This is a genomic window from Chitinophaga sp. YIM B06452 (assembly GCF_039655965.1).
Lineage (GTDB): Bacteria > Bacteroidota > Bacteroidia > Chitinophagales > Chitinophagaceae > Chitinophaga.
The window spans coordinates 967,427-982,850 of sequence record NZ_JAWLKY010000002.1; the positions used below are offsets into that span (position 1 = coordinate 967,427).

General features: G+C 52.8%; 17 protein-coding genes. 7 read left to right on the top strand and 10 right to left on the bottom strand.

Annotated features, from left to right (window positions below; all coding sequences use genetic code 11):
* Window positions 1-76 precede the first annotated feature (76 nt).
* Together R3I13_RS13635 and R3I13_RS13640 are read left to right on the top strand one after the other, a co-directional pair.
* A complete protein-coding gene (locus R3I13_RS13635) occupies window positions 77-259 on the top strand; it encodes a hypothetical protein (RefSeq protein ID WP_346318516.1) in 183 nt (60 codons plus the stop codon).
* 138 nt (window positions 260-397) lie between these two features.
* Window positions 398-1,363, top strand: coding sequence for a helix-turn-helix domain-containing protein (locus R3I13_RS13640; protein WP_346318517.1), 966 nt, complete (start codon window positions 398-400; stop codon window positions 1,361-1,363).
* A 9-nt stretch (window positions 1,364-1,372) separates the two neighbouring features.
* On the opposite strand, the gene R3I13_RS13645 is transcribed toward R3I13_RS13640, so the two are convergent.
* Both R3I13_RS13645 and R3I13_RS13650 read right to left on the bottom strand, forming a co-directional pair.
* Window positions 1,373-2,260, bottom strand: a complete 888-nt coding sequence (locus tag R3I13_RS13645) for a 3-hydroxybutyryl-CoA dehydrogenase (RefSeq protein ID WP_346318518.1) — start codon at window positions 2,258-2,260, stop codon at window positions 1,373-1,375.
* Window positions 2,261-2,395: 135 nt separating this feature from the next.
* Window positions 2,396-3,034: a carboxypeptidase-like regulatory domain-containing protein gene (locus R3I13_RS13650; RefSeq protein WP_346318519.1), complete on the bottom strand. Its 639-nt coding sequence runs from the start codon at window positions 3,032-3,034 to the stop codon at window positions 2,396-2,398.
* A 109-nt stretch (window positions 3,035-3,143) separates the two neighbouring features.
* Here R3I13_RS13650 and R3I13_RS13655 point away from each other — a divergent pair, with 109 nt between their 5' ends.
* Window positions 3,144-4,241, top strand: a complete 1,098-nt coding sequence (locus R3I13_RS13655; protein WP_346318520.1) for an Mrp/NBP35 family ATP-binding protein — start codon at window positions 3,144-3,146, stop codon at window positions 4,239-4,241.
* Window positions 4,242-4,294: 53 nt separating this feature from the next.
* Here R3I13_RS13655 and R3I13_RS13660 read toward each other — a convergent pair whose 3' ends face one another.
* A complete protein-coding gene (locus tag R3I13_RS13660; RefSeq protein WP_346318521.1) occupies window positions 4,295-4,672 on the bottom strand; it encodes an RDD family protein in 378 nt (125 codons plus the stop codon).
* Between the two features lie 44 nt (window positions 4,673-4,716).
* Here R3I13_RS13660 and R3I13_RS13665 point away from each other — a divergent pair, with 44 nt between their 5' ends.
* Window positions 4,717-5,343, top strand: a complete 627-nt coding sequence (locus R3I13_RS13665; protein ID WP_346318522.1) for an FMN-binding negative transcriptional regulator — start codon at window positions 4,717-4,719, stop codon at window positions 5,341-5,343.
* A 204-nt stretch (window positions 5,344-5,547) separates the two neighbouring features.
* Here R3I13_RS13665 and R3I13_RS13670 read toward each other — a convergent pair whose 3' ends face one another.
* Together R3I13_RS13670 and R3I13_RS13675 are read right to left on the bottom strand one after the other, a co-directional pair.
* Window positions 5,548-6,918 carry a Gfo/Idh/MocA family oxidoreductase gene (locus tag R3I13_RS13670; RefSeq protein ID WP_346318523.1) on the bottom strand — a complete coding sequence of 457 codons (1,371 nt, stop codon included), beginning with the start codon at window positions 6,916-6,918 and terminating at the stop codon, window positions 5,548-5,550.
* Between the two features lie 34 nt (window positions 6,919-6,952).
* The gene (locus tag R3I13_RS13675) at window positions 6,953-7,819 is read right to left on the bottom strand and encodes a sugar phosphate isomerase/epimerase family protein (RefSeq protein ID WP_346318524.1); all 867 of its coding nucleotides are present in this window, start codon (window positions 7,817-7,819) and stop codon (window positions 6,953-6,955) included.
* A 116-nt stretch (window positions 7,820-7,935) separates the two neighbouring features.
* On the opposite strand from R3I13_RS13675, the gene pyrF reads away from it, so the two are divergent.
* The gene (gene pyrF / locus R3I13_RS13680; protein ID WP_346318525.1) at window positions 7,936-8,736 is read left to right on the top strand and encodes an orotidine-5'-phosphate decarboxylase; all 801 of its coding nucleotides are present in this window, start codon (window positions 7,936-7,938) and stop codon (window positions 8,734-8,736) included.
* Between the two features lie 205 nt (window positions 8,737-8,941).
* Here the strand turns inward: pyrF and R3I13_RS13685 are convergent, their stop codons facing one another.
* On the bottom strand, window positions 8,942-9,382 hold the full coding sequence (locus R3I13_RS13685) for a hypothetical protein (RefSeq protein ID WP_346318526.1): 441 nt from the start codon (window positions 9,380-9,382) through the stop codon (window positions 8,942-8,944).
* 78 nt (window positions 9,383-9,460) lie between these two features.
* Here R3I13_RS13685 and R3I13_RS13690 point away from each other — a divergent pair, with 78 nt between their 5' ends.
* Together R3I13_RS13690 and R3I13_RS13695 are read left to right on the top strand one after the other, a co-directional pair.
* Window positions 9,461-10,639 (top strand): acyl-CoA dehydrogenase family protein, encoded by a 1,179-nt coding sequence (locus tag R3I13_RS13690; protein ID WP_346318527.1) that lies wholly within the window; start codon window positions 9,461-9,463, stop codon window positions 10,637-10,639.
* A 20-nt stretch (window positions 10,640-10,659) separates the two neighbouring features.
* Window positions 10,660-11,640 carry an FAD:protein FMN transferase gene (locus tag R3I13_RS13695; protein WP_346318528.1) on the top strand — a complete coding sequence of 327 codons (981 nt, stop codon included), beginning with the start codon at window positions 10,660-10,662 and terminating at the stop codon, window positions 11,638-11,640.
* 57 nt (window positions 11,641-11,697) lie between these two features.
* Here the strand turns inward: R3I13_RS13695 and R3I13_RS13700 are convergent, their stop codons facing one another.
* The 4 genes from R3I13_RS13700 to R3I13_RS13715 form a co-directional block, all read right to left on the bottom strand.
* The gene (locus R3I13_RS13700) at window positions 11,698-12,318 is read right to left on the bottom strand and encodes an OmpW family outer membrane protein (RefSeq protein WP_346318529.1); all 621 of its coding nucleotides are present in this window, start codon (window positions 12,316-12,318) and stop codon (window positions 11,698-11,700) included.
* A 27-nt stretch (window positions 12,319-12,345) separates the two neighbouring features.
* The gene (locus tag R3I13_RS13705) at window positions 12,346-12,990 is read right to left on the bottom strand and encodes a DUF4136 domain-containing protein (RefSeq protein ID WP_346318530.1); all 645 of its coding nucleotides are present in this window, start codon (window positions 12,988-12,990) and stop codon (window positions 12,346-12,348) included.
* 329 nt (window positions 12,991-13,319) lie between these two features.
* A complete protein-coding gene (locus R3I13_RS13710; protein ID WP_346318531.1) occupies window positions 13,320-13,943 on the bottom strand; it encodes an HAD family phosphatase in 624 nt (207 codons plus the stop codon).
* Between the two features lie 73 nt (window positions 13,944-14,016).
* Entirely contained in the window at window positions 14,017-15,366 is a 1,350-nt protein-coding gene (locus R3I13_RS13715) for a DUF2130 domain-containing protein (protein WP_346318532.1), read from the bottom strand.
* Window positions 15,367-15,424: the final 58 nt, after the last annotated feature.

Consider the following 15,424-nt stretch of genomic DNA (forward strand, 5'->3'; position numbering starts at 1 on the left):
TCAGGGGCGGCAAGATCTTACAGGCAGCTTTAATACGCACAGAAGAATTTAAGAACCACCAGAAAAATTGTATGGTATGACAGAAGAAAGCAATAAACCGCTGGACATCATTGACAAACTGAAGCTGGACCCGCCTCAGGGCCAGCCGCCACCGCCAAACCGGAATTGCCCGGCCTGCGGGGCCACGAGCGGCAAACAGGCGGGCTTGACCCATTGCGCATATTGCGGCCATGAATTTACCAAACCACTCGAAACATAACAGGAAAGCCGGTCTTAAGGAGACCGGCCTTTTTTTATTTACAAAGCATTACAAGGAAACTTCGAGGATAGAAGGGTCAATTTCCCCGGTCATTTATGCCAAAATTTTTAGTATCTTGCTAAGCCATTTCACCTAATTATGAAAAAGCTCTCTGTAATCCTCAGCCAGCATTACCGTCCGATCAGTATCGCAGCCATCCTGGATGTATTTCAGACAGTGAATCTTTATTACCAGGAGCATGCCGGCCACCCGTTCTTCGACATCAGGCTGGTGGCCCTGGAAGGCGGCACCCAGGCTCCTTCTTTCCACGACATGTACCAGCCTGTGCCTTTGCGCGAAGTGCAGCAGTCGGACCTTGTGCTGATACCCGCTTTCGTCAGCGGCGACATTTCCGCGTACGTGCGGGAAAACGCCGGCTTTATAGCCTGGATCCGCCAGCAGGCAGACAAAGGGGCTGAAGTGGCCAGCTTCTGCACCGGCGCTTTTTTATTGGCCGCTACCGGGCTGCTCAGGAACAAGCGGGCCACTTCCCATGTTACAGCCGTTAAAGACCTTGCCCGGGCATACCCCGATGTGATCGTGGACCCGAATGTGGTGGTGACCGATGACAATGGCATTTACACCAGCGGCGGCGCTACGTCTACTTTCCATTTGCTGCTGCATATCCTGGAGAAATATTGCAACAGGAACACGGCCATTCATACCGCCAAAGTTTTTGCGATCGACATGGACCGTGCGCAGCAGTCCTATTTCGCCAACTGGTCGCCCTCGCGCGAGCATTGCGACGAGTTGGTGAGTGAGGCGCAGCAAAGAATGGAAGACCGCTTCCGCGACCGGCTGACCGTTGAAGAAGTGATACGCGGGCTGCCCGTGAGCCGCCGCAATTTTATCCGCCGTTTTAAAATAGCCACCGGCGTTACCCCTATCGAATACCTGCAACGCCTGCGCATCGAAGCGGCCAAAAAAATGCTTGAACAAAAACAGGAAAATATCACCGGCGTCATGATGCAGACCGGTTATGAAGACGCAAAAGCCTTCCGGCAGCTCTTCCGGAAGATCGTAGGCCTTTCCCCCAAAGAATACCGGGAAAAATACGCAGGTTGAAAAACGTTATCAGAGAAAACGCTCGCTCACCACCAGGTCTTTACTGCCGGCAACGTATTTGTAAAACCCTTCGCCGCTTTTGGCGCCGAGATAGCCGGCGGTCACCATGTTTACCAGCAGCGGGCAGGGCGCGTACTTCTGGTTGCCGAAGCCATCATACAATACATGGAGGATAGACAGGCAAACGTCCAGCCCGATGAAATCCGCCAGCTGCAAGGGTCCCATAGGATGGGCCATGCCCAGCTTCATCACCGTATCGATCTCTTCCACGCCGCCTACGCCTTCGTAGAGCGTGTAGATCGCCTCATTGATCATCGGCATGAGAATGCGGTTGGCAATAAAACCGGGATAATCATTCGCCACGCTGGGCACTTTGCCGAGTTTTTGAGAGAGTTCCGTGATGTATTCCGTTACCGCTTTTTCAGTAGCGTAGCCGTTGATGATCTCCACCAGCTTCATAACCGGCACGGGATTCATGAAATGCATGCCGATCACTTTGCCCGGCTTTTTGGTAGCAGCGGCAATTTTGGTGATGGAAATAGAAGAAGTATTGCTGGCCAGGATCACTTCCGGCCCGGTATGTTCGTCCAGCTCGCGGAATATTTTCAGCTTCAGCTCCACGTTTTCCGTGGCGGCTTCCACTACCAGGTCCACATTCTGCACGCCCGCGGCCAGGCTGGTAAAGGTGTGGAGGTTGGAAATGGTTTGCTGTTTATCCGCTTCTGTGATGGTTTCTTTGGAGAGTTGGCGGTTGAGGTTCCGGATAATGGTGTCCAACGCTTTATCCAGCGCGGGTTGCGATACATCGATGAGGTGAACGGAAAAACCATGCTGGGCAAATACGTGGGCAATCCCGTTGCCCATAGTGCCCGCGCCGATCACAGCTACTTTCTGCATAAGAAGATCTATTTTGGTGATTTCAATGATCCGGCAATTTAAGGAAAAACAGGTTCCGTGCCGCACCGGTCTGCGCCAATGCTGTGAAAGCCTTTGTGATAAACAATTTAAGCCGGGTGGAAATGCCGGTAGGAATCAGTCCTTCCTTTTGAAATCACCCCGTTTCCAGGATTCGATGAATTGCGCCCAGGCAAGCGGGTTGAAGATATTCTGCGGCGGCGTTTGCCCCGCGTAATAAAGGGATTGCTGCTGCTTTTGCATGAACACGTTGTAGGCCCCGCCGCCGTCTACCGGTATGTAACGGGCCATGGCGCGCAGTTTGGCCTGCTCGTTGTTCTTGCGGGCTATTTCGTACATATCGTTCGGGATGTCCATATTCACGAACATCTTTTCGAATTCGCGGCGGTTGGGATAGGGATGGATCACGGTTTCAGCGAGGTACATCGTGTCTTCCGTCATGAGCTGGATCAGGGAATAGCTGTTGCCGGGCAATTCCAGGGGAATCTTATAATCTTTTTTCCGGAAGCCTACGGCGCTGAAAAGCAGGGTATCGCCTTTAAAGGCCACGATGGAGAAAACGCCCTGGCTGTTGGAAATGGTGCCACGGTTCTGCCCTTTCACCAGGATACTTACTGCCGGGATGGCACGCAGGCTGTCCGCCGTCATGGTAATACCAGAAATCTGTATAATGCTGTCTTTGAATGCTTTCAATTGTGCTTTGAGCAAAAACGGCAGGAACAGCAGGGAAAATAGTATGATCAGTTTCTTATGCATGCAGGTACTAAGATATATGTTACCTCCCGGAAACACGAATATAAAACCAACAAATTAAACATCATTTTAGGTTAACTTTGCAGATCGGAAACAATTTTAACATCAATTTATGATCACAAAAGAAAAGGTCCTCGAGGCACTGTCGAATGTGGAAGAACCCGATCTGGGCAAGGATTTGGTGACGCTCAACATGGTGAAGGACATTGAGATCGACGGCAATAAAGTAAAATTTACGGTAGTACTCACTACCCCGGCATGCCCGCTGAAGGAAATGATAAAAAACGCCTGTGTGAACGCGATCATTCACCTGGTGAGCAAGGAGGCGGAAGTAGAGGTTAAAATGACCGCGAACGTGAGCTCCAACCGCAAAGACGGCAAGGCATTGCTCCCGAACGTTAAAAATATCATCATGGTGGCCTCCGGCAAAGGCGGCGTGGGTAAATCCACCGTGGCGGCCAACCTGGCCCTCGCGCTGGCAGAAGACGGTGCAAAAGTGGGCCTGATGGACGCAGACATTTACGGTCCCTCCGTTCCCATTATGTTCGGTGTACGCGGCGAGCGGCCCATGATGGTGAACGTGGAAGGCAAAGGCATGATCGTTCCCATGGAAAAATACGGCATCAAGTTCATGTCTATCGGCTTGCTGGTGGATGAAAAACAGGCGATCGTATGGCGCGGCCCCATGGCCAGCAGCGCCCTCAAACAATTCGTGAGCGATGTGTACTGGGATGAGCTGGATTACCTGATCATAGACATGCCGCCCGGCACCGGCGACATTCACCTTACACTGGTGCAAACCGTGCCTGTCACCGGCGCAGTGATCGTGACCACCCCCCAGGACGTTGCCCTGGCGGACGCCAAGAAAGGCATCAGCATGTTCAGCAGCCCGCAGATCCGCGTGCCGATCATCGGCCTGGTGGAGAATATGGCCTATTTCACACCCGCCGAACTGCCGGAAAATAAATACTACATCTTTGGTAAAGAAGGCGGGAAAAGACTGGCCGATGAGCTGGAGATCCCCTTCCTGGGCCAGATACCGCTGGTGCAGAGCATCCGCGAAGGCGGCGACGAAGGCGTGCCCGCAGTGGCAGGCAACGATGCCGTAACAAAACATGCATTCGCAGATTTCGCAAGCGCCACCGCCCGCAGCATCGCCATGCGCAATGCCAACATCGAACCAACGAAGATCGTAGAGATACTGGTTTAAGCTCTTTTCATAATCATTACACTCCCGGCGCCGAGGTCATGAATGGCGCGGCGTTAGGGATTGGAATGAATAGTAATGAAAGACAACCAGCCCAGGCAGGTTTTGAGTACATACCGGATGTAAGCGCGCCAGATCACGATCTTCTTTCCCGGATTTGTAACATCCCTCACCCTGATGCCGGCCAGTAGATTGCCCACCGTACAGGCATACGAAGTGCAGAACGGTTCGTATACTCCCCAGATCACGAAAAAGAGGACGACATTGATCCATGCCGGCGCCCCTTCCCCCAAGGCTTCCAGCAGCTTGGACGCCATGAGCATCAACAGTACGATCACGAGAAAGTCGGCAAAAGTGGATTGAATCCTTTTCAGGAGAACCGGGTACTCCGGGGCCGTTTGGACAACAGCGTCCATATCCAGTAAATCTTTCATAGTACAGGTATTTTTTTAGCAACTAAATACAAAATAGTAAAAAAATGTACGCTCCCAACTATCACCAGGAAAAAGACTGGAATACCATCGCAGACTTCATCCGCAGGCACAGCTTCGCGCTGCTTATCAGTGTAGAGAATGGTTTGCCCACCGGCACACATCTCCCGGTAGAACTGGAAGAAAAATCCCCCGGCGAATACGTACTGCGCGGCCACATCGCTAACGCCAATACACAAACAAGCACCTTCGCCGGCGGCCAGACCTTCCTGGTGGTATTTACAGACCCGCATGCCTACATTTCATCTTCCTGGTACGAAAAAGATAAAATCCCCACCTGGAATTACATTGCAGTACACGTATACGGCAAGCTCCGCATCCAAAGCGACGAAGAACTGATCGCATCCCTCACAGCACTGATGAACAAATACGAAGCCGCAAGCGCCCATCCCGTAAGCATTTCAGACATCAGTGAAAAAGAATTGCGCAACAACCTGAAAGCGATCACCGGCTTCGAGATCAGCATCGACCGGGTAGACACCCGCTTCAAACTAAGCCAGAATAAAAACGACAGGGATCATGCAAGCGTGGTCAGCCACCTGAAAGAAAGCGGAGATACACAGGCAATAGAGATCGCAGCAGAAATGGAAAAGAGGAGAAACAAAACAAATTAACTTTCAATCGCAGTAAAAAATTCTCCTAGCCCAGAGATCGCAGCGGAAATAAAAAAAGTGAAGAAACAAAACACTATACCTTTCAAACGCAGTCCCAAAATAGGAAGAGGGCGTGCATGCATACTTTGAAAAAATCCTGAGCCCACTGCCCCGAAAGAACAAAGCCCAGTTTATTTTTTCAAAGTATGCATGCACGCCCGGCGCTTACAGCGTAAACACTTTCCCCCCTACAACCACATCTTGTTTGGATTCATCGAAAGTGGCTTTCAGCCCGGTCCTGTAGGCCGCTGTTCCCATGATCAGCGCGATGGAGTGGGAATAGGCCGCTTCGATCGGCGCGTTTGTTTTTACGTCCTGTTTTCTTACACACTCCATCCAGTTGCGGACGTGGGCGTAAGTGGTCGAATCCCCACCGGTGTTGGCGCCCGCTTCCACGGCAGCAGCCGTTTTACTGAGATCCATTTCAGGAAGGAGATTTGCCTGCATGCCCATCTCTTTGGCTTCCCTTTCGCGCAGGCCGCCGGTAGGACTGATCTTATTAGTGCTCATATCGATCATGCCGCCGTTGGAATAATACAGCTCCTTGGTACCGCCGGCAGAGTTGTGGAAGCGCGAGCTGTACACCACCTGGAAGCCGTTGGATGGATCATTGGACGGACCATAGTCGAACACAGCGGTGAGTGTATCCGGGTTAGAGCGGCCGTCTTTCCATTGGTAGATGCCGCCGTTGGCCACTGCGCTGCGCGGGTGTTTGAGGCCGCTGAACCAGTGTACCGTGTCTATCTGGTGCGTCATCCACTGGCCGAAAATGCCGGAGGAATAAGGCCAGAAGAGGCGGTATTCAAGGTATTTGCGCGGATCCCAGCTGTCTTTGGGACGGGTGCAGAGGAAACGTTGCCAATCCACATCGGATTCTTTGATGCTCTTCGTCAGTTCAGGCCTGCGCCAGCGGCCGGGCTGGTTTACATTCCAGGTCATTTCCACCATGGTGATGGGACCGAACTTTCCATCCTGTATGAATTTCGCGGCGGAATGGTAACTGGGACCACTCCTGCGCTGCGTGCCCACCTGGAACACCTTGCCGGAGGCCTTCACAGCTTTGAGCGCATTGCGCGCGTCTTCCATGGTTTCAGCGAAAGGTTTTTCGCAGTACACATCTTTTTTGTTGCCTACGGCTTCGATGGTATGAAACGCATGCTGGAAGTCTGCCGTGGCGATCATCACCGCGTCGATATCTTTGATCTTATACAGTTCGTCGTTGTTCATACAGGCCTGTACGCTGTGGCCAAGCTCTTTTTCAAGGGCAGCCTTGCCTTCTTCCCTTCTCCTGTTCCAGATGTCTGAAACAGCCACGATATCGAAATTCAGTTCTTTCCGGTTTCCCATAAAGCAGGGCATGAGGGCCTGGCGGAAACGGTCTGAAAAACCAACCACGCCTACGTTCACCCTGTCGTTGGCGCCAATGATGCGGGCGTAGCTGCTGGCCGGCATTCCCATTGCGCTCAGGGCAACGCCTGCGCCACCCATCAGGGAAAGCTTCAGGAATTCGCGGCGGTCCTTTTTAACTTCAGTCATATTGATCGTTTTTTTGTTGTTGTGAGTATGATGATTATTTATAGGCTGCTTCAAGTTGCTGCTGCAGGTAGACCAGCGCCGGCCTGCATTCCTCCGCCATGTTCTTCCAGCTGCACTCGATGGTGATGCGGCCTTTGAAGCCGGCCTTTTTTAATGCGGCGAGATAGGGGATAAAATCCTCTTTCGCAGTGCCGGGGGCGCGGCGGCCTTCGTTTTCAGCGATGTGGCAATGCACCAGCCAGGGCGCAGCCTTTACGATAAGCTCCGGGTTTTCGCCTTCCCGCTTCATATGAAAAATATCCGCGGTGAGCCGGAAATTGGGATGGTCCACGGTTTTTACGATGCGGGTAACGATCTCCAGGGAATTGATAAAGTTGTCTTCGGACCTGTTCAGGTTCTCTATGGCGATGATACGGTCGTATTTCGCCGCCACTTTCGCCATTTTGCGGCAGATGACGATCAGCTCCCGGAGAGAGGTTTCCGGGTCCATACCATCCAGGAGCTTGCGGGAACCGGCGCTGCCAAACACGATGAGCTTGATGCCGGCTTCGCGGGCGCGGAACATGAGCGTGTCCACATACCCCAATATTTCTTTTTCACTCGCGGCGCCCGGCCCGATAAGCCGCATGGTACCGGGGAGGAAAAGGTTACAGGAACGTACTTCCAGCTTCATGCTCCGCAGGCGCGCCAGCTGGCGGCGGTAGGTGGAATCGGGTACGGAGGGGGCCAGCAGCTTGCGGGCGGATTCCTCGATATAGCTGTAACCGGCGCTGCTCAGCAGGCTGTCGTTGTCAAAAGAAGTGGCTACGCCGATCTTTGGCAACTGCACTCCCTGTGCATTCGATTGCAAAAAAGGCAGGATAGTAGCGAGTAACAGGAAAAACAATGCAGATAATTTCATGGAATTCTAAGTTTTTCTATATCGTGGCAGGTCAAAAAATAAGCACTTAAATCGGAAAATCAAAATGGGGATTTGGTAAAAATGCCGGAAATTCGCTGCTAATTGCAAATCACACTATGAATAGACAGGAATTGGTGCAGCTTATCAGGGACAGGAAGTCGTATTTATGTATCGGACTGGATACGGACATCCACAAGATCCCCAAACACCTGCTTTCCCACCCCGACCCGATGTTTGCCTTCAACAAGGCCATCATTGACGCTACGAAAGACCTTTGCGTTGCTTACAAGATCAATACGGCATTTTACGAATGCCAGGGCATCCGCGGCTGGGAGAGCCTGCAACGCACCGTGGAATACATCCCGAAGGAGATCTTTACCATTGCAGACGCCAAACGCGGCGATATCGGCAACACTTCTTCCTATTACGCAAAGACCTTCTACGAAACATACGGCTTTGACTCCGTGACCGTGGCGCCTTACATGGGGCACGACAGCGTGCAGCCCTTCCTGGAGTTCCATGAAAAATGGGCGATCGTGCTGGGGCTCACCTCTAATGCGGGCAGCGCCGATTTCCAGATGCAGCCGCTGAAAAATGAGAAACTCTACGAAAATGTGATGCGCACCGCCGCTTCATGGGGCTCGCCGGACAATATGATGTTCGTGGTCGGGGCCACGCATGCCGGTATGGTAGCGGATATCCGGAAAATACTGCCGGATCATTTCTTCCTCGTTCCCGGCGTGGGCGCGCAGGGAGGCAGTCTTAAGGACATTTCTGAAAAAGGAATGAACAAAGAAGTGGGACTGCTTGTAAACGCCAGCCGTGCCGTGATCTATGCGGGAAATGACGAAAAATTTGCGGACGATGCACGCGCTGCCGCGCTGCAGTTGCAGGAAGAAATGGCGGGATACCTGTAAGAAAAGAATTCATTATACCCGGAGCGCTCTGCCTGGCAGGGCGCTTTTTTTATGGAAAGCGGAAAAAACTGCAAAAGAAATTACAGCGGCAAAGCGCTTTACCTGATGCATCACTTTTCACGCGAAAGCAGTGCAGATCTGAAAGAAATTACTGCCGCGAAGCATGTTGCAGGGCGCTTTTTACATCGAAAAACAAACGCCTTCCCTACCTGAACAGGCAATTCTTCACCGTCCACCAGGGCTTGATCGTGTATTTTAATCTCCCCGTGATCACCGCGGTATCCGCATTGATGAGGGAAACAGCTTCCAGGCTGTCTTTACAATCCAGGATGAAGATCCCGCGAAGGCCATCGCCACCGCCGCCGAAAGGCCCTGCCACCAGCAGTTTCCCGTCCGCCGCCATTTTCCTGATACCCGCCATATGCTTCTCCTGGATCAGCGCGGTGGCGGCAGGATTCTGCCTGTGATGCGGCCCGGTTTCCAGGAAAACCATCCAGTACTGCTTCACTTCCACCTGCCGCGCGGCATCTATCCCGGCTACAGGGTGGCTTTCTGCTGATTTGAACCGCAATGTCCTGGAAGAAAAACTGGCGATCACGAAAGTCAGGAACACCGCCAGCAGGAAGACAGGCATCAGTTTGGCCATACACGTCGGATTTGTGTGCCGAAGGTAGCAACTTTGGTGTAATTCCGTAAATTAGAAGCCGACACAAAATCGTTGCCCATGCACCAGGACCTGTTTCAATCGCCCGACTATTATCAACTCGACGAACTGCTTACCGAAGAACACCGGCTCGTACGCGCCTCGGTGCGGGAATGGGTAAAAAAAGCCGTCTCCCCCGTGATAGACGACTATTGCCAGCGCGCCGCCTTTCCCACCCACATCCTGCGCGAGCTGGGAGAGCTGGGATGCTTTGGCCCCACCATCCCGGCGGCATATGGCGGCGGCGGACTGGATTATATCTCCTACGGCCTGATGATGCAGGAACTGGAACGGGGCGACAGCGGGGTGAGGTCTACCGCATCCGTACAGGGCTCCCTCGTGATGCACCCTATTTTCGCCTACGGCAGCGACGAGCAGAAAGCCCGTTTCCTGCCCAAAATGGCCACCGGGGAGATCATGGGCTGCTTCGGCCTCACCGAGCCGGATTTCGGCTCCAATCCTGCCGGCATGCTCACTTATTTTGATGACGACGGCGACCACATCCTGCTCAACGGCGCCAAAATGTGGATCTCCAACGCGCCCTTTGCGGACATTGCTCTCGTTTGGGCCAAAAACCCCGAGGGAAAAGTACGCGGGGTGATCGTGGAGCGGGGCATGGAAGGCTTTTCCACGCCCGAGACGCACAACAAATGGAGCCTGCGCGCCAGCGCCACCGGCGAACTGGTGATGGACAACGTGCGGGTGCCGAAAACCAATATCCTGCCGCTCGCCTCCGGCCTCAAAGCGCCCCTCTCCTGCCTTTCCAGCGCCCGGTACGGCATTGCCTGGGGCGCCATCGGCGCGGCGATGGATTGCTACGATACCGCCCTCCGCTACGCGAAAGAACGGGTGCAATTCGGCAGGCCCATCGCGGGGTTCCAGCTGATACAGAAAAAACTGGCGGAAATGATCACCGATATTACCAAGGCACAGCTGCTCAACTGGCGGCTGGGCGTGCTCAGGAACGAGGACAAAGCCACGCCCGAGCAAATATCCATGGCCAAGCGCAATGCCTGCGAAACCGCCACCCACATTGCGCGGGAAGCCCGGCAGATATTAGGCGCCATGGGCATTTCCGGTGAATACCCCATCATGCGGCACATGATGAACCTCGAAAGCGTCATCACCTACGAAGGCACCCACGAAATACATCTCCTCATCACCGGCATGGATATTACCGGCCAGAATGCATTTTCCTGATGATTTATTAACTTGTACCTATGAAGGAGATATTATTGCTGCTTAGTATATGCTTCACCGTTAGTGCATCCGCGCAAAGGGCCATGACCATTTCCGGCAAGGCGCAGGGCACTTATTACGTGGTGAAATACCTGGGCCGCGACACCGTTTCGCTGCAACCTGAGATAGAAGCCATTTTCCGGCAGATAGACCGCTCCCTTTCCCTGTATGTTCCCAGCTCGCTGATCAACCGCTTCAACAAGGGCGATAAAATAATGATGGACGATCATATGCGCATCGTGGTGAAAAAAGCGCAGGAGGTTTCCCGCATTACAGACGGCCTGTTCGACATCACCGTGAAACCGCTCGTGGACCTCTGGGGCTTCGGCGTAGTGCGCCACAACAACGGCAAACCCTCAGAAGACGCCATCCGGCGCACGCTGCGGCAGGTAGATTACCAGAACCTTACACTCCGCTCCCGTTACCTGATCAAAAAACAACCGGGCGTGGAAATAGACTGCAACGGCATTGCGCAGGGCTACACCTCCGATGTGATCGCCAAATTCCTGCTCTCCCGGGGCATCTCCAATTACCTCGTGGATGTAGGCGGGGAACTGGTGGCATTGGGCAACAATGAACAGGGGAAACCCTGGAGCATAGGCATTGAAAGGCTGCAGCCCGGCGGCGGGGCGCAGAACCTGCTGATGATGACCAACGGCGCGGTGGCCACCAGCGGCAATTACCAGCGCTTCTTCGACGAAGGCGGCACCCGCTTTGCGCATACCATCAACCCGCGCACCGGCGAAGCCATTCATAACAACATCATCACCGTAACCGTTACCGCACCCGACGCCATTACAGCAGACGCATATGATAATGCGCTCATCCTGCTCGGGGTAGACAAAGGGCTTGAATTCGTCCGCGACCATCCCCGGCTGAACCTCGGCGCATTCTATATCTACAAAGATGCGGACGGGCAGGTGCGTGAAAAATATTCCGAAGGTTTCTTTGAACAGCGGTAAAAAAAAATGGGGCCGCCCAATGCAGCCCCTCACTCTCACATGTTCCGTTAATTGTGGTTACTGGATATGGAACTTCACTCCAATATTTGCTTGTATCGAATTGAAATTTGAGATCTCATTCACTTTAAAAGGCGCGTAATTATACTGCACGCCGGCGTTCAGCATAAACGGTGAATATTTCCCGAAGGGCACGTTGACGCCCAATTCCGGGCTCACCTGGAAGGCCCATTTATTTTCCTTCTCCACGAACTCGCCCCAGTATTTTTCGTAGTTCATATTCGCCGTACCCACGCCCAGGCCTACGTAAGGGATCACCCTTGCTTCGGGGGAAGCCAGGTTGTACTGAGCGGTGGCAAGGATGGGAATGGTTTGCATTGTGCGCGTCTGCACAGCGCTTACGTCTTCTCCTTTACCGGGATACACAGCGCGGGGAACTCTTTCATAAAAATCGCTGAAACCTGTTTTGAGGCCGAGGCTCAGGCGGTCGTTCAGCGCGTACTGGAACCCGAGGCTCCAGCCGCGGAAGCTGGTATTCTTGGCGTAGTCGCTGAGGGAGCCCAGCGGCTGCGCAATGGAGTAGTTGAGGTTCACGGACAGGGGCGGCCTGCTTTGCGCAAAAGCACTGCTTACGCCCAGCGAACCGATCAGCACGAGTATGATTGCTTTGATACTTTTCATGTTTCTTCGTTTTAAACTTTACACCAATCAATTAGACGTTTTCAGGTACTGGCTCTGGTCGAATATGGCCTTGAGCATAGTATCCAGGTTGTTGCCGTTCCACACGCCGGTGCCGCGCAGCTGGGCATTCCATACTGCGGTGAGTTTGTTGTCGTGGCCGGGGCTGGCGTTCTTCAGGTCCACAAGGTCTACCGCTACTGATTTTTCATTGTAACGGAACACCGTGTAATAGCCCGGGAACCAGTAATCCCAGCCTGGATAGCCCCAATAGCCGGTATCCCAGTAGCCGGGCCAGCCGGACCAATAGCCGGGGTTGTAGCCCACGGAAGTAGTAGTGTTGTCTATCCGGGTGACGTTCATCGCCAGGTCAGGCTTCGCGTTTTTATCCACCAGGGTATAACCACGCGCCTGCATGGAGGCTTTGAGGGTGGCCAGAAGGCTCTGGTCGTAGGAGGTCAGTTCTTTTATGGCGCCTTCGCGGTTACTGAGCACCGCAACAGAATCCACTATGCTGAAAGTTTTGTAAGAAGAGAAATTGGCCTGCTCATCATAATTCGTAACATAAATACGGGATTCTTCAGCCGTCATGTCGTTAAGCGGGTCCTTCCTGCAACTGCTCACCAGCAACGCGCCTGCAGCCACCAGACTTAAAATAAATCCTGTTCTTTTCATATGCGTTTCAATTTAATCGCTGTTATTATGGCCGGTGATGCAGTCCGCTCTTTTTCCCATGTCCAACTCCCCTGTGCATTACTGTCAATCGGGTAAACGGACTAACATCATCATTCATTTCTCACGTATCCACTTCACATCCGGCTGTCTTTTATTGAACGCTATAGACACGCGAATGTTACTGCTGGTTTACAGCGAAAAAGTTAAAATAGACATAAAGAAATGTTAAAGCAAAAACCGCCCGGGAGGCGGCTTGCATGGGGGAATTACGATATATATTCTCGAAAATAAATGTTATGTTTTCGCGTTATGTTGAAGAGGAAATGATATTAATTCAGGATGCCGCGGGAGGCAAGTTCTTCCTGCAGCTGTTGTGCGTTCAGGAAGTGGATGGATTCAATGCCGAACTCCTGCGCGGCCTTTACGTTCCTGAAATTATCGTCAATAAAAATGGAAGTTGATTTATCCACCTCATACCGGTCCAGCAGCAGCTGGTAAAAACCGGGCTGCGGCTTGCGGAGCTTTTCTTTGCCAGACACCACGATGCCGTCGAACCATTGCAGGAACTGGTATTCCATCAGCGCGATGGGAAAGGTTTCGTTGCTCCAGTTGGTAAGGGCGTACAGTTTAAAACGGCCGCTGTCTTTCAGTTGCCGCAGTATTTGCACGGTTTCGGGGATGGGGCCGCCCAGCATTTCTTTCCATCTTCCATAAAAGGCGCGGATCTGCGCTTCATATTCCGGGTGTTCCGCGATCAGCAGTTCTGTGCCTTCCTGCAGGCTGCGGCCTTCATCCTGCGTTTCGTTCCAGTCTGCCGTACAGATGTTCTGCAGGAAATGGTCCACTTCCTCCGGCGTTGCAAATATCTTGCTGTAGAGGTAACGCGGGTTCCAGTCAACAAGCACGGCGCCGAGGTCAAATATGATGGAGTGGTATGCGTGGTTTTGCATCATGGCAGTAAATGTATTGCACGGTTTGCTGTCATGCAAGGCTTTTATATAAAATTTTTTCTTAAAATATTCATGCTTATTCATCCGGCGTCTGCCCGGTGCCGCTCAAAAGCGTTTCTGCGGCTTCATCCAGCAGCTGGAGGTCCACGGAATCGCTGCCGGCGATGCCTTCAATGGAGCCTTTGATATGCGCGGCGTTGAGCAGCACTTTTTCCAGTTGTTTTTCACGGGCTTTCCAGAGTTTTTCCATCGCTTCCCTTTCCTTTTGGATGGAGGCTTTCATGGCGCGGAAACCTTCGCGGATGGCGCTCCATTGCTCGGCAAATTCGCCGCTGGTGAGGTAATGGTACAACAGGTGCATCTTATCCCCTTTGTTTTCCTGGCTTTTGGCGGAGCTGTAGATCTTCAGGATGGCGTCGCGCAGCACGTAGGTGAGGCTTTTCACTTCATGGAAAGAGCAGATCCAGATGCCTTCCTTTTCGCCGAAGCGGTCCATGTTGTTGGGCATGGTGCGGGTAACGAGCACGGCCACGTCTGCCCCCTGGCTGCGCATATCTGCCTTCAGCTTTTCGATCCATTCCTGGGAAAAACTGTTGGTGCGTTTGCTTTCGTAAATGATCCTGCCGCATTCCTGGCCGAACTGGTTGCGCACGGTCTGGATGCAGTCTGCGCCGCGCACGCCTTTGCCTACTTCGCTGATGGCGTCGAAGGGGAAAGTGGCGCGCAGCATTTCTTCGAGGGCCAATTCCTGCACTTCGCCCTGGAGCTGCATGGAGCCCTGTTCTGCTTTGCGGCGCATTTCTTCGGCAAGCCGGCGCTGGTCTTCCAGCTGCTTTTCCATTTCTTTGAGGCGCATTTGGTATTCCGTGTCTTTCAGGTTGTTGCGGTCTGCTTCTTCCCGGCGTATCTGTTCCATGAGCTGGGTGCGTTCTTCGAGCAGTCTTTTCTGCAGGGAAAGTTCCAGTTCCTGTTCGCGGTTTTGCAGTTCCTGTGCTTTTTTGAGAAAATCCAGTTCACGGAGGCGGGCTTCTTTGAGTTTTTCTTCGTTCTCCCGTTGTGATTGCCGGAGGAGTTGCAGCTGGTTCTCGAAGTCGGCGGCTACGTCTTTGCGGATATTGGCGGCCATGCTTTCCTGCAATTTTATTTTTTCCGCCTGGAGGCGTTTAACCAGTTCATCTTCCTGTTGCTGGCGTTGCTGGCTGACCTGCAGGCGGTCCTGCGCGAGTTGCTGGCGCTCTCTTTCCATCTGGTTTTTGGCGGCCAGGGTCTGTTGTTCTATTTCCTGCTTCTGAGCTTTCAGCTCGTCGAGCCTTTTATTCCATTCAGTAGCCATTTTGCTGCGCATTTCACGTTCAATGTCTACTGCTAAAGCATCTTCCATGACGAAGGGGTGCTTGCAGTTAGGGCAGGTGATTGAAGTTCCCATAGTTCACATGATTATAGCCGGTTTAAAGCTCCGGCGACGTTACGCAGTGTATCTGCGT